The following is a 14,222-nucleotide window of genomic DNA, read 5'->3' on the forward strand; positions in this document are numbered from 1 at the left end:
CATGAACGATCTCGCTCCCAAGACCGGCGCCCCCGGCGGCCAGGACTTCGTCGCCGCCCTGCGCGGCGCGGCGCCCTATGTGCACGCGCACAACGGCCGCGTCTTCGTCATCGCCTTCGGCGGCGAGGCGGCCCTGCGCCCGGATTTCGAGCGGCTGATCTACGACGTCGCCCTGCTGCACAGCCTGGGTGTCAAGCTGGTGCTGGTGCATGGCGTTCGCCCGCAGATCGAGGCCCAGCTCGCCGCCCGCGGCCTGAAGCCACAGTTCCACGGCGACCTGCGCATCACCGACCCGGCGACCATGGAATGCGTCAAGGCGGCGGTAGGCGGCCTGCGCATGGAAATCGAGGCCAAGCTCAGTACCGGCCTCGCCAGCACCCCCATGGGCGGCGCCCGCCTCAAGGTCGCCGGCGGCAACTGGGTCACGGCGCGGCCAGCCGGCGTGCGCGACGGCATCGATCACCAGCTCACCGGTGAAGTCCGCCGCATCGATATCGCCACCATCCGGGAAGTGGTGGCCCAGGGCCGCATCGCCCTGCTCTCGCCCATCGGCTACTCGCTCACCGGCGAGATCTTCAACCTGCGCGCCGGCGAAGTGGCACAAGCCGTGGCCACCGGCCTGGGCGCGGACAAGCTGGTGTTCGTGCTCGATTCCGATCCGGACGAATGGAAACTCGCCGACGAGACCGGCGACGCCGGCCAGCTGCCGCTGAGCGAGGCCGAGCGCCTGCTCGCGGCGAAAGGTGAAAAACTGCAGCTCTCCGGCGAAGACCGCGCCCTGCTCAGCGCCGCGCTGGCCGCCGGCCGCGGCGGCGTCAAGCGCGTGCACCTGATCGGCTCCGACGCCGACGGCGCCCTGCTGCGCGAGCTGTACACCCGCGACGGCTGCGGCCTGATGTTCTACGCCGACGAGAACTACGAGGCGGTGCGCGAGGCGACCATCGAGGACGTCGGCGGCATCCTCGCCCTGATCAAGCCGCTGGAAGACGCCGGCGTGCTGGTGCCGCGCTCGCGTGAGCAGCTGGAGTTGGAAATCAGCTTCTTCGACGTGATGGTGCGCGACGGCACCGTCATCGCCTGCAGCGCCCTGTTCCCCTTCCCGCAGAACCAGATGGGCGAATTCTCCTGCGTCGCCGTGCACCCCGACTACCGCCGCTCCGGCCGCGCCAACGCCCTGCTGTTCCGCGCCGAGGAATCGGCGCGCAAGCTGGGCCTGAAGAAACTGTTCTCGCTCACCACCCATACGCCGCACTGGTTCATCGAGCACGGCTTCAGCCAGGCGAAGATCGAAGATCTGCCCATGCAAAAGCAGCGCATCTACAACTACCAGCGCAAGTCGATCGTGCTGGTGAAGGACTTGTAGCCGGTGCGAACCGCCAAGTAGGGGGCGGATTCAAGCTCCAAGTGCAATGGCGGCAAACGTCACGGCGTCCTTGAAGGGCGTGTTCGACCAAGGAACCGCCAGCCGTCAGCTTTGCCGAGGCCGATCCCGAGCCGCACGCAAGAGCGATGCGGCAATTACCCGCCCCTTTTGCCCAGCGGGGTTCTCCTCGCGCCACCGTCGAACCTCAAACTTCATGGCGGCGGCACTGAGGTCGTGTACGTGGCACTTGACCTATATCAAGGGCGGCCCCACCGCGCCGGTCTAAGATTTTTCCACGCATTCACACAGCCTGGAGATCAACGTGCATCGCATCCTGCTTCCTTTTGACGGTTCGGCCCACGCCCTGCATGCCGCGCAGCACCTCGCCGGTCTCGCTCAGCAATGCCCGGATCTCCAGGTGCATGTGCTCAATGTCCAAGACAATCCGGTCTACGCCGTCGGCATCGTCGATGAACGGGGCATGCATCAGATCGAGGAAGGGCTGCGCGCGGAAGGGCGCAAGATCGTCCTCAAAGCAGCAGAGGTGCTCGCTGCCGCGTCGATTCCGCATCAGCTGCATGTACAAATCGGCCCGGTGGCGCAAACGATCATCGACCAGACGAAAGCCCTGGGCTGCGATTCGATCGTGATGGGTTGTCGAGGCCTTGGCGCACTGTCCGGCCTGGCGCTGGGCTCGATCGCAACCAGGGTAGTGCACTTGTCGTCGGTGCCGGTGACGCTGGTGAAGTGATTGCAATGACCACAGAGTCGGACACCCCGGTTTCAGCTCGAGGCTCCATCGGCGACGTTCGCACGCTGGATCAGTTGCTGGTGCGGCGCGCCAGACTTACGCCGGAAGCAGAAGCCTACCGCTGGTTCGAACCTGAAACGGGATGGCGCAGCCTGAATTGGGCGGAGGTGGCCATTCGCGTTGGACGCTGGGGCGAGGCCTTGCGTGGTCTCGGCCTGCCGGCTGGCAGCCGCGTGGCGATCCTGCTGCCCAACGGCATCGACGCTGTCTGCGCCGACCAGGCAAACCTGGCGCTGGGCCTGGTCTCGGTGCCGCTGCACGCCATCGACAACCCGGCCAGCATTGCCTACATCCTCGCAGACAGCGAGGCCTCGGCCCTGGTGCTCGGCGCGCCGACGCAATGGGCGGGCATCGCTGCGGCCGGCGTGCCGCTCCCCGCCCTGCAACTGGTGATCTGCTCGCAGGGGGAAGCTCCGGCCGCCGTCTCATCCGGACCTCGCCTTGCCTCACTGGATACCTGGCTTGCGGCGCCTGCGGCGGCGCAGACGAAGGAAGCGCTGCCGCCTGCGGAAGAGGGGCTGGCCGCCATTGTCTACACATCCGGCACGACCGGACGCCCCAAGGGGGTGATGCTCAGCCACCGCAACATTCTCAGCAACGTCAAGGCGGTGCTGGAGCGGTTCGAAGTCGGCCCAGGCGACGTCTTTCTCTCCATGCTGCCCCTGTCCCATACCTTCGAGCGCACCATCGGCTACTACGTGCCGATCGCCGCCGGGGCCTGCGTGGCCTATATCCGCTCAATTGGGCAGATCAACGAGGATCTGCAGGCGGTGCGGCCCACGGTGCTGGTGTCGGTGCCGAGGATCTATGAACGGATGTACGCCGCCCTGCAACAGCACGCGGAGCGTGCCGGCCCGCTGCAACGGCACCTGCTGCGGCTGGCCGAGGCGGTAGGCTGGCGGCGCTTCTGCCGCGGGCAAGGCCTTTCTCGCGGCAGCCGCCTGGCAGGCCTGTCCGATGCCCTGCTGTGGCCGCTGCTCGAGCGCCTGGTGGCGACTCGGCTGCGCGCGATGCTGGGCGGCCGGCTGCGTGTCGCCGTGAGCGGCGGCGCACCGTTGTCATCGGCCGTAGCGCATTGCTTTCTGGGGCTGGGGGTGCCGGTACTGCAGGGGTACGGCATGACCGAAACTTCGCCGGTGGTGGCAGCCAATACCCTTGACGACAACGACCCGGCCACGGTCGGGCGCCCCGTTAGGGGAGTCGAGGTGCGCATCGGCGACAACCGCGAACTGCTGGTGCGCGGCCCCAGCGTGATGCGGGGCTATTGGCGACGGCCGGAGGATACGGCCCGGGCCTCAGCGGACGGTGGCTGGCTGCACACAGGCGATCAGGCCGAGTTGAAGAACGGCCGCCTGCGTATCATCGGCAGGATCAAGGAGATCATCGTGACGTCCACCGGGGAGAAGATCGCGCCGGGGGATCTGGAAACCGCCATCACCGCCGACCCGCTGTTCGAGCAGGCCTTCGTGACCGGGGACAGCCGGCCGTTTCTCACCGTGTTCGCGGTGGTCAACGCCACGCAATGGAAGAGCTTCGCCGCAACCCTTGGCTTGGGCCCCGAGGCCGCCAATCTCGATAGACCGGCGGTGCGCGAAGCGGCCTTGGCGCGCGTCCGGCAGCTGCTCCGCAGCTTCCCCGTCTACGCGGCGCCCAACGCACTGCGCCTGACACTGGACAAGTGGACCGTGGAGAACAGCCTGATTACGCCGACCCTGAAACTCAAGCGCAACGGACTGGAAGCCCGCTTCGCCGCGAGCCTGCGAGAAATCTACGCGCGCGGCACTGCGCGTCCTGCCGCCGGGGCTCAGGATACCGCGACGCCGAGCAGCCAGCCGCTGCCGTAGGTGACCAGCGCGGCGGCGGCGCCGAAGATCAGCTGGCGGCCCGCGGAAAACCAGGGACTGCGCCCGTTGTACAGTGAGGTGGCGAGGCCAATGCCGGCCAACGCCGCGCCGCTGGCCAGGCCGCACAGCACGATCGCCCAGCGGCCGCTCGTGAAGAAATAAGGCGCCACCGGAACCAGCGCACCGATTGCAAACAGGGCGAAGGACGAGGCCGCGGCGCGCCAGGCGTTGCCGCCCAGTTCCGACGGGTCGAGGCCCAGCTCCTCGCGGGCCAGGGTATCCAGCGCCGCCTTGGGATCGCGCATCAACTCGCGGGCCACCTTTTGCGACTCTTCCTTGTTCAGCCCCTTGGCCTGGAAAATCAGAGCCAGCTCTTTCAGCTCCGCCTCCGGCGTCTGTGCGATCTCCTCCCGCTCCTTGCCGATCTGCGTACTGGCCAATTCGCGCGCGTTGGTGACCGACAGCCACTCGCCCAGCGCCATCGAGCAGGCACCGGCGATCAGGCCGGCCAGGCCGGTGAGCAGCACCTTCGGTCCCGCAGCGCCAGCGCCGGCGATGCCCATCATCAAGCAGAAGTTGGAGACCAGGCCGTCATTGGCGCCGAGCACCGCGGCGCGCAGGTCATTGCCGGAAGCGCCATGGTGCCAGGGTTCGGCCTGGCCGATCTGGGCGCCGGTGGAAAGCACGGTCGAGCCGGCGGCGGCGTGGATCACCGCGGCATGGCCCTGCTCGTCGGAGGACAGGGCGGCGGCATCGACCTGGCCGGCGTACTTGTCGCGGTCAGCGAATTCCGCCGCCGCAAGGGTCGGCAGCACGAAGCGTGGGCCAAAGCGCCGCGCCAACCGCGCCAGCAGGCGGGTGCGCAGGCTTGGCGTGTAGGCGCCGGGATCAATGCCGGCGGCGCTGAGCTTGTCGCGCCAGAAGGCGGCATGGGCGGATTCGGCCTGCGACAACTGCAGGAACAGATCCTTGCGCACCGGGTCGGACTCCGCCGCGGCCAGAGCGGCATAGAGGGCCACGCCGTCGAGCTCGTCGCGCAGGTTGCGGCGAAAGCGCCCGCCGTCGGCAAACTGGCTCATGGCGCCGCGCAATACCGTCGCGGCGCGCTCAGTGCAGGCTGGCGGCCAGGCTGCTGTAGCCAGCCCATACCAACTGCACGCCGATGCACATCAACAGAAAAGCCGAGAGGCGCACCAGCACGTCGGCTCCGGTCTCGCCCAGGGCCTTGACGATGCGGCCGGAAAAGCGGTAGCAGACATAGATGCTGGCGCCGATTGCAACCAGGCCCAATACCGATCCGGCCAAGCGCTGTATCCATAGCAGAAGGTGCAGCGCATGCTCGTCCCGGCGGCTGCCCAGTGCGATGGCGACGGACATCGAGCCCGGCCCGACGGTCAGCGGCATGGTCAGGGGATAGAAGCTGCGCGCCGGATTCCGGCGTGCCTCGCTGGCAGCGGACATTGCGGCTTGACCGGTCCATTGCGCGTCTCCTTTGCTGAACACCTTCCATCCCACGGAAACCACCACCATTCCGCCGGCGATGCGCACCACCGGCAGGTCGATGCCGAAGAATACCAGCAGCCAGGGCCCGAGGAGCATGGCACCCAGCAGGAGAAAGAAACTGTTGAGAGTGACCTCGCGAGCCAGCCGATTGCGCTCCGACACGTTGCAGCCGGCAGTGAATTCCAGGAACAGCGGCGCCGACTCCAGCGGATTCACGATCGGAAACAGGCCAGCGAAGCTCAACACGAAGGCGGTGGAGATGTCACTGATCATCGACGACTGGGACATGGCACAGGGATGTGCTCTACATTGCAGTAAACGCAGCATGAGGGCAGCGGCCTCCATAGAGGTATGACACAGGTCAATGAGCGTGTGCCCTGGCAATTGCGGACCGACACCATCCTCACACGCCGGACCGCACCATGCCTCGCCGCCGCAACCAAGCTATATGGCTAGATTCATTTGAACGCGAGCAGATCCTTCAAGGATCGGTCGTTCTTCCGCACGTAAAAGCGGCCACGCGACCTCGGGTGCCGCCCATGTCTCCGGGTCGCGTTGGCAGCGGCTTTGATGCAGATCAATGCCGTTGCATCTCCCCGGCTCCTAAGCTCGGCAACTTTTCCAGCGCGCCACCATGCGCCGCATCGCCCCGGAGCCCGCATGCCACTTTCTCTCACCGGAAAACCGGATACCAGCGACCTGTTCCTTCCAGCGCAGCTTGGACCCTATACCCTGGCCAACCGCATCGTGATGGCGCCGCTCACCCGCAGCCGCGCCAGCGAGGACGGCGTGCCCGTGCCGCTGATGGCGCAGTACTACGCGCAACGCGCTTCCGCCGGCCTGATCATCGCCGAAGCCACCAACATCTCCCCGCAGGGGCGCGGCTATGCCTTTACTCCTGGTCTCTACACACCGCAGCAGGTGGAGGCCTGGCAGCCGGTCACGCGCGCGGTGCACGACAAGGGCGGGCGCATTTTCGTCCAGCTTTGGCACGTGGGACGCATCTCCCATCCTTCGCTGCAGCCCGGCGGAGGGCTGCCGGTGGCGCCGTCGGCGATCCTTCCGCGTGGCAAAGCTTTCACCGCAAGCGGCTACCAGCCTCTGGTGATGCCGCGGGCTCTGAATACCGGCGAGATAAGCGGCATCGTGTCCCAGTACAAAGTAGCCGCCGCGAATGCGCTGGCGGCCGGCTTCGACGGTGTCGAAATCCACGCCGCCAATGGCTACCTGATCGAGCAATTCCTGCGCGAGGCCACCAACCGCCGCACCGACGACTACGGCGGCACGCTGGAGAAGCGCGCCCGTTTCCTGCTCGAAGTGACGGCCGCAGTGGTCGATGCCTGTGGCGCCGACCGCGTAGGTATCCGCCTGTCGCCGATGGGCCACGCCAACGACAGCACCCCCGATACCGACTCCCGGTCAACCTATCTGCACGTGGTGGAGCGGCTCAACCCGTTCGGGCTGGCCTATCTGCACGTGATCCTGGGCACCGCTCAGGGGCCGCGGCATGTTCCGGGCGAGTTCGAGCTGCAGGATTTGCGCCGGAAGTTCCATGGTCCTTATATGGCCAACAACGGTTACGACCGCGAACGGGCGATTCTGGACCGCCGCTATAACCAAGCCGATTTCATCGCATTCGGCCGTGCTTTCATCTCCAACCCTGATTTGGTGGACCGGCTGCGCATCGGCGCCCGCCTGAGCCCGGCGGACCACCAAACCTTCTTCGGCGGAGGCGCCGCCGGTTATACCGACTATCCCTGCATGAGCGAAGCCGACCGCATCGCCGCCTAGGTTCGGACACTCGATAGGCTGCTGTACTACGGGCGCCGGCACCCGATCAACGATGCGCCGCCACGGCTTGCTGTTCGGCAGCACAAACTCGTCGCCGGAAAGCCGCGAGGCGGAAGATCACTTCATCTGCCGTAAAAACGCACTGCTCTCATCATTCTCGCGATCGCCGGACTGAGCCGTTCCCGACGATTCCAGCCTCTCATGCATCTCGACCCGGTTCTTGCCGCCCTTCTTCGCCAGGTACAAGGCGCGGTCGGCGGCTTTGATCAGCTGCAGCGCGGACTCTCCGCGCGAGGGCATGGTCGCCGCGCCGCCGATGCTCACGGTCACATGGCCGCTGGCCGAGCCGCTGTGTGAAATGGCCAGTTGCTCGACGCGCCGGCGCAGTTTTTCGGCCGCCGCTTCCGCGCCGGAATAAGGCGTGGACGGCAGAATCACCATGAACTCCTCCCCTCCATAGCGGGTAGCCAGATCTGCCGGCCGTTCCGACCCGAGGCGGATCGCATCCGCCACCTGCTTGAGTACTTCGTCTCCGGCGACATGTCCGTAAGTGTCGTTGTAGAGCTTGAAGTCGTCGACGTCGATCATCAGCACCGCCAGCGGCGTGCGCTCGCGTGCGGCGCGGCTCCATTCCACCGCCATGTACTCGTCCAGATAGCGACGATTGCTCAGGCCGGTCAGGCCGTCGAGGTTGGTGAGCCGTTCCAGCTCGAGGTTCTTTTCGAGCAGCTGCTTCTGGCTCTGGCGCAGGGCACGGTAGGCCTCGTCCCGCTGGAGCTGGTTGACGTAGGCGCGCGAGTGATAGCGCAGGCGGGCAATCAGCTCGACCTGGTCTGGCAGCTTGACCAGATAGTCGTTGGCGCCGGCAGCAAACGCCTCGCTCTTTACCGCGGGCTCCTCCTTGGTCGACAGCACAATGATGGGGATGTCGCAGGTCGCCGGATGATCGCGGTATTGGCGCACCAGGGTGAGACCGTCGACATTGGGCATGATCAGGTCCTGCAGGATCACGGTCGGCTTGATGTGCTCCGCCACCTCGATTGCCCGCATCGGATCGCTGCAATAGTGGAAATCGATACCGGGGTATTGGAGCAGCGCCCGACGCACCGCCTCGGCGATCATCGCCTGGTCGTCCACCAGGAGGACCATCACCGGATATTTGTCCTTCGAGTCCATAGCCTTACCCATCCTGCCTGCCGTCCCGGCACATGCTGTTCGGCGCACCTGCGCCGCATGCAGCCCCATCGCCCGCGAGGGCGAGCAAACGCTGCGCGATCCGCGACAGCGGCAATACTTCCGTTGCGGCGTGCAGCGCAATGGCGGCCTTGGGCATGCCGAACACGGCGCAGCTGGCCTGGTCCTGGACGATGGTGTGGCAACCTTTGCCGCGCATCGCCTTGAGGCCCGCAGCACCGTCGCGGCCCATGCCGGTCAGCAGCACGCCGATGGCGCGGCCTGGCCAGTACTTGCAGACGCTGTTGAAAAATACGTCGACCGAGGGCCGGTAGGCATAGTCTTTCGGCTCGGCGGTGTAGCCGAGCCAGCCGGGCGACTTGAAGCACAGGTGATCGTTGCTGCCGGCCAATAGCACCGTGCCTGCGCGGGGCACGTCGCCTTCTTGAGCCAGCCGCACCGGCAACGGCGAGACCTGGTTGAGCCAGTCCGCCATGCCGGCGGCGAATTGGCGGTCGACATGCTGCACAATGACCACACCCATGGGAAAATCGCCGGGCAGGCCTGCCAACACCTCGGCGAGGGCCGCCGGGCCGCCTGCCGAGGCGCCGATCACCACCAGCCCGGCCTTGCCCGTGGCGGCGACAGCACGCGGCCGTTCGTCTCGCGGCGGTGAATCGCCGCGGTCGCCGATGAGCTTGCCGATGATGGTGATCTTGGCCAGGAGCTGCATGCCGCTGGCCTTGGCATCGCCCAGGCCCAGCACCGGCGTATCCACGGCGTCGAGCGCGCCGTAACCCATCGCTTCGTAGACCTTGGAGGCATTGCCGCCGACGCTGCCGGTAACTATCAGGATGGGACAGGGGGTCGCGGCCATGATACGGCGTGTGGCTTCGACGCCGTTCATGCCGGGCATGATCAAGTCCATCAGCACCAGATCCGGAAGCTCGCGTGCACACAGTTCCACCGCCTCGGCGCCATCGTGCGCAACCCACACGGTACGGTGCGCGGGATCGAGCGCGATCGTGCGCCGCAGGGCTTCCACCGCCAGCGGCATATCATTGACGATGCCGATTCTCATGCCGCGGCCTCGCCGATCAGGTCGGTCACCGCCTGCAGCATGGTCTCGTCGTGGAAGCTGCTCTTGGTCAGGTAGTAGTCGGCACCCGCTTCGAGCCCGCGCCGACGGTCCTCTTCCCGGTCCTTGTAGGAGACGATCATCACCGGCAGGGAGTGCAAGTCGGGGTCCTTGCGGATCAGTGTCACCAGCTCGATGCCGTCGAGGCGCGGCATGTCGACGTCGGTCACGACCAGGTCGAAGCGGCCGCCGCGCAGGGCGTTCCACCCGTCCATGCCGTCGACCGCGGCTTGCACCTCATAGCCACGGCTGTCGAGCAACTTGCGCTGCAGCTCCCGCACGGTAAGCGAATCCTCCACCACCAGGACGCGCTTGCGCCGGCCATTCAGTGCTGGGCTTTCACCGGGCAGGCGGCCCAGGCCGCCGCTGGCGACCAGGTGATCCACCGAATGGATCAGGTCTTCGACATCGACGATCAGGACCGGCGTGCCGTCCTCGGTCAGCGCGCCGGCAGCGATATCCCTGATCTTGCCCAGGCGCGCATCCAGCGGCTGTACCACCAATTCACGCTCGCCCAGGAAGCGATCCACCACCAGGCCGTAGATGCTGCCCTTCTGCTCCACCACGACCACCGGCAGCAGCTGTCCCGGCGGGGCCGTTGCGCTGCCGCCCAGCACCTGCAGCGCCGGCACCAGGCTCACCGGCCGTCCTTCAAAGTCGAAAAACTGTTTGCCTTCCAGGGTTTCCAGGCGCTGCGGATCCAGCTTCAGGGTACGGACGATGTAGGCGAGCGGAAAGGCGTACGGCTCCCCGCCGACCTCGGCCAGCAAGGTGCGCACCACCGACAGGGTCAACGGCAGTTGCAGGTGGAAGCGCGTCCCCTGCCCGGCCTGGGTGGCGATGCGTACCGTGCCGCGCACCCGCCGGATGGTATCGCGCACCACATCCAGGCCGACGCCGCGCCCGGAAATCTCAGTGACACTGCCCTTCATGGAAAAGCCGGGCAGGAACAGGAACTCCAGCAACTCGGATTCGCTCAGCTGGGCGGCGACTTCCGCTGTCGTCAGCTTGCGCTGCACCACGGCTGTACGCAACTTCGGCAGGTCGACGCCGGCCCCATCATCGGCGATGACGATCTGCAGGGTGCCGGCGCTGTGCCGGGCTTCCAGGCGGATCAAGCCTTCGGGCGACTTGCCGACGGCGCGGCGCTGCTCCGGCGACTCCAGTCCGTGATCGACGGCGTTGCGCAACAGATGCCCCAGCGGCGCTTCCAGCTGCTCCAGGATATCGCGATCGACCGGCGTGGCCCCACCGATGATCTCCAGGCGCGCCTGCTTGCCCAGGGAGTGGCCCAGGTCCCGCACCATCCGCGGAAAAGCCTGTACACCGTCGCCGAGCGGCCGCATGCGGCAGTCCAACGCCTTCGCATAAAGGCGGTCGGCCAGGTTGGCGGAGCGGCTGTCGAACGATTCCAGCTCGGCCAGATGCTCGTTGAGCAGCTTGCTGCATTCGAGCGTGCGCAGCTGGGCCTGGGCCAGCGCGCCGCGTCCGCGCTCGTTCAACGCCGCGGCAGGCAAGGCCTCGCGCAAGGCATCGAGGGCCTTGCCCACATCCTGGTGCAGGCGCTTGAGGCGCAGTAGCGAAGTGGCGAAAGGCTTCAGCCAGCGCGATTCGACCAGCGATTCCCCGGCGAGCCCCATCAGGCGATCGAGGTTTTCCGCAGTCACGCGCAGCACGCGGCCACCGCCGTCCGCCCCAACCGCTTTATCCATGACCAGGGCCGGCGCGGGCGAAGCCTGCACGGAGACAGCCGGCAGGGTGCTGGCGACCGGCTCGCCGCCACCCGCTCCGGGTGCCTTCAGCAGGGCCTGAAGCTCGGCGGCGAAGGCGCCGGCTTCGGCCGAGCCCTCTTCGCTCCAGCGCGAAATCTCGCTGGCGGGGGTTGTGGCAATACGCGTCAGCAAATCGACGCCGCGCAGCAGCCAGTCGATGTGCCTGCGCTGCAAGGCGATGGCACCACGCTGTGCGCCGACGAAGCAGTCTTCCATGGCGTGGGCCACGGCGACGCCCGCGCCAAGGCCCACGATGCGCGCAGCACCCTTCAGCGAATGCGCGGCGCGCATGCAGGCCTCCAGCGGCCCGGTCGCAGCGGCGCCGTGCTCGAGCTGCAGCAGGCCATTGGTCAACGTCTGGACCTGTTCCTCGGCTTCCAGACGGAACAGATCCAGCATCGACATCTGGCTTAAGTCGCGGTCGCTGATGCCAGGCTCCGGTTGAAGAATTGGAACAGGAGTTGCTCGTCGAGCACGCCGACCGCATGCTGCGGCAGGCGCAGCACGGCGCGAGTGTAGGCTGCCGCCGAACGGGACGAGCTTGCGGGTGCCTCCTGTAGCTGACTCGGATCGAAGCGGTGCACGCCGTGGACCTCGTCCACCGGACAAACGACACGGTTCCGGTCGCAGGCCAGCACCAGCAGCCGCCCATTCGGCAGGCGCGGCCCATCGGCGGCGGAGTTATTGATGCCGAGCAGGTAGCCCAGCGACAGGCACACCAGCAGTTCGCCGCGCACGTTGACAACGCCCATTACGGCGCCGCCCCGGTGCGGCAGCGTATGCAGGGGACGTGGACCGACGATCTCCTCGAATACAGCGGTGGGCAGTGCCAGCCACTCGGCACCGATGCGGAAAATCACCACCGAACAGCTCTTCTGCACCGCCGAGGGCTTGGCGTCGGCGACAACGCGGGTCCACTCGGCCAGATGACCCGGCGGCAGCTCACGGTTGAGCAGGCTGGCGGCGGCCGCGGAGAATACTGCGCAATTGCGGCAATGAATATGCTGCTCAAGCAATTCGCAGGAGCCATCGCCGTGCACGCCGATGCGGTTCCAGCAACGGCCAACAACGGCCGCGGCGATGGCATCGCCGTGCAGCTCAGCTCCGCTCTGCATAGGCTTGCTCCAGCCGATTGATGCGACCGCGCAACAGTTGTGCGGCAGAGGCATCGCCTTGCTTGTCCAACAGTAATGCCAGGTGCGTCAGGGCTTCGCGGTGCGTGGGCTGCAGGTACAGCGTCTGGCGATAATACTGTACCGCCTCGGCGGTGCGTCCCCCGGCATCGCGGATCAAGCCCAGCAGATAGAGAATCTGCGGCGAAGGGCCGTGGCTGCGCTGATGCAGTGCGCAAGCTTCCGCTGCCTCGTCCAACTCGCCGCGGTCGGCTAGCACAGCGATTGCCGCCGCGGCCTGCTGCGCATCGATGGGAAGCTCGGGCCGCGCTTGGGCCGCTGCAGGCTGGATTGGCGCCGGTGGCGCCGATGGCAGCGTTGGTAGCGGCGATGGCGAAACGGGCGCGGCCGGCGGCAAGGGTCGGGCCGCTGCAACCGTATGTGCGCCGACAATGGATTCACCCTTGCGGAAGGCGAAAGCGCGCGGCCAGTGCATCGGACTGAAGCCGTAGCCATGGAGCAAGGAGGTTTCTGCGGGTGCGACGAACAGCGCGCCCGCGGGCTTCAGCAGTCGAGCCAGCACTGCGACCGCCTGCGTCTGGGCGGCGCGGTCGAAATAGATCAGGACATTGCGGCAAAAGATCGCATCGTACAGCTCGACGTCGGGACGGAAATCCGGTGCAAACAGGTTGCCGCGTTCGAAGCGCACCGGCGCCCGTACTGCCTCCGACAGGCGGTAAGTCGCCCCCGTGCATTCGAAATAGCGCTCGCGGAACTGCAGCTGCGCGCCGCGGAAGGAATTGCGCCCATAGGTCGCTTGGCGGCCCTTTTCCACCGCCCGCGCACTGACGTCGACAGCGTCGATACGGAAGCTCTCCTGCGGCACGCCCTCGTCCAGCAGCGCCATCGACATCGAATAGGGCTCCTCGCCGCTGGCACAGGGCAGGCTGAGCAGGCGCAGAGTGGTATTCGGCCGGTTGCGCAACCACACGCTGCGCGCCATGTTGGCCAGCGCGGAAAATGCGCCACGGTCGCGGAAAAACCAGGTTTCCGGCACCACCACCATTTCGATCAGTTCCTGCAATTCGGCTTCGGAAGTGGACAGGCGCTCCCAGTAGGCTTCCGCGTCGGGCAGCAGGCACATACGGCGACGCTCGTGCACGGCGCGCTGCACGGCGCCAACGCCGATCGAGGCGCAATCCAGCCCAATGGCCTGCCTCAGCAGCGATTCGATTTTGTGCATGACCATCAAGCCGCTGCCTGTAGCGCGCCGAGCGGCGCCAATATAGGCTGCGACAGCAACCGGTCGAGTTCGATGCGCTGCAGCAAGCCATCCGCATCGCGCAACACCGGGCCCAGGTACGGCGCAACATCGTTGCTGACACCACTGTCGAGGAACTGTGCGTGATCGCAACGCAGCGTCTGGGTCGCCTGCTCGGCGATCAACCCGACCAGCCGGGCGCCGCCATCCCCAATTTGGCCGTGCACCAGCAGGATGCGGGTACTGAGGCAGCGGCGCGCCGGGCGACCGAGCGCCAGCGCGCTCAGATCGATGATCGGCACCGGCATGCCACGATAGTCAAACAGACCGGCGAGCCAAGGCGGCGCCTGCGGCAGGCTCTTGATTTCGACGAGGGGCACTACTTCGGCCACGCGACGCGCCTCTATCAGGAAACGATCCTTGCCGAGCTGAAAGACCAGGAAGAGCATGCGTT

The 14,222-nt window shown here is 66.6% G+C and carries 12 protein-coding genes; 4 read left to right on the top strand and 8 right to left on the bottom strand.

Annotated features, from left to right (window positions below):
* Position 1 precedes the first annotated feature (1 nt).
* From argA to BP26_RS0123120, 3 genes are all read left to right on the top strand, one after another.
* Complete coding sequence (gene argA / locus BP26_RS0123110; RefSeq protein WP_029922915.1) at positions 2-1,363, top strand: amino-acid N-acetyltransferase; 1,362 nt, start codon at positions 2-4, stop codon at positions 1,361-1,363.
* A gap of 322 nt (positions 1,364-1,685) precedes the next feature.
* Entirely contained in the window at positions 1,686-2,114 is a 429-nt protein-coding gene (locus BP26_RS29015) for a universal stress protein (RefSeq protein WP_029922916.1), read from the top strand.
* Positions 2,115-2,119: 5 nt separating this feature from the next.
* A complete protein-coding gene (locus tag BP26_RS0123120) occupies positions 2,120-4,018 on the top strand; it encodes an AMP-dependent synthetase/ligase (protein WP_084183363.1) in 1,899 nt (632 codons plus the stop codon).
* Here the strand turns inward: BP26_RS0123120 and BP26_RS0123125 are convergent.
* Positions 3,979-5,097: a VIT1/CCC1 transporter family protein gene (locus BP26_RS0123125; protein ID WP_029922918.1), complete on the bottom strand. Its 1,119-nt coding sequence runs from the start codon at positions 5,095-5,097 to the stop codon at positions 3,979-3,981. The two genes, BP26_RS0123120 and BP26_RS0123125, sit on opposite strands and share 40 nt — an antisense overlap.
* 28 nt (positions 5,098-5,125) lie before the next feature.
* Positions 5,126-5,866 (bottom strand): MarC family protein, encoded by a 741-nt coding sequence (locus BP26_RS0123130; protein WP_211255027.1) that lies wholly within the window; start codon positions 5,864-5,866, stop codon positions 5,126-5,128.
* 315 nt (positions 5,867-6,181) lie between these two features.
* On the opposite strand from BP26_RS0123130, the gene BP26_RS0123135 reads away from it, so the two are divergent.
* Positions 6,182-7,312, top strand: a complete 1,131-nt coding sequence (locus BP26_RS0123135) for an alkene reductase (protein ID WP_029922920.1) — start codon at positions 6,182-6,184, stop codon at positions 7,310-7,312.
* A 117-nt stretch (positions 7,313-7,429) separates the two neighbouring features.
* Here BP26_RS0123135 and BP26_RS0123140 read toward each other — a convergent pair whose 3' ends face one another.
* From BP26_RS0123140 to BP26_RS0123165, 6 genes are read right to left on the bottom strand one after another with little or no spacing between them, the layout of a single operon-like run.
* Positions 7,430-8,500 carry a response regulator gene (locus BP26_RS0123140; protein WP_084183364.1) on the bottom strand — a complete coding sequence of 357 codons (1,071 nt, stop codon included), beginning with the start codon at positions 8,498-8,500 and terminating at the stop codon, positions 7,430-7,432.
* Entirely contained in the window at positions 8,493-9,566 is a 1,074-nt protein-coding gene (locus BP26_RS0123145; RefSeq protein WP_084183365.1) for a chemotaxis response regulator protein-glutamate methylesterase, read from the bottom strand. The genes BP26_RS0123140 and BP26_RS0123145 overlap by 8 nt, the downstream gene beginning before the upstream one ends.
* The gene (locus BP26_RS0123150; protein WP_211255028.1) at positions 9,563-11,800 is read right to left on the bottom strand and encodes a hybrid sensor histidine kinase/response regulator; all 2,238 of its coding nucleotides are present in this window, start codon (positions 11,798-11,800) and stop codon (positions 9,563-9,565) included. The genes BP26_RS0123145 and BP26_RS0123150 overlap by 4 nt, the downstream gene beginning before the upstream one ends.
* Positions 11,801-11,805: 5 nt before the next feature.
* A complete protein-coding gene (locus BP26_RS0123155; RefSeq protein WP_029922924.1) occupies positions 11,806-12,510 on the bottom strand; it encodes a chemotaxis protein CheW in 705 nt (234 codons plus the stop codon).
* Entirely contained in the window at positions 12,494-13,750 is a 1,257-nt protein-coding gene (locus tag BP26_RS0123160) for a CheR family methyltransferase (protein ID WP_211255029.1), read from the bottom strand. The genes BP26_RS0123155 and BP26_RS0123160 overlap by 17 nt, the downstream gene beginning before the upstream one ends.
* A gap of 5 nt (positions 13,751-13,755) precedes the next feature.
* Positions 13,756-14,217, bottom strand: a complete 462-nt coding sequence (locus BP26_RS0123165; RefSeq protein ID WP_029922926.1) for a chemotaxis protein CheW — start codon at positions 14,215-14,217, stop codon at positions 13,756-13,758.
* Between the last annotated feature and the right edge of the window lie 5 nt (positions 14,218-14,222).

Origin of the sequence: Nevskia soli DSM 19509, from assembly GCF_000711955.1 — a bacterium.
Taxonomy (GTDB): Bacteria; Pseudomonadota; Gammaproteobacteria; order Nevskiales; family Nevskiaceae; genus Nevskia; species Nevskia soli.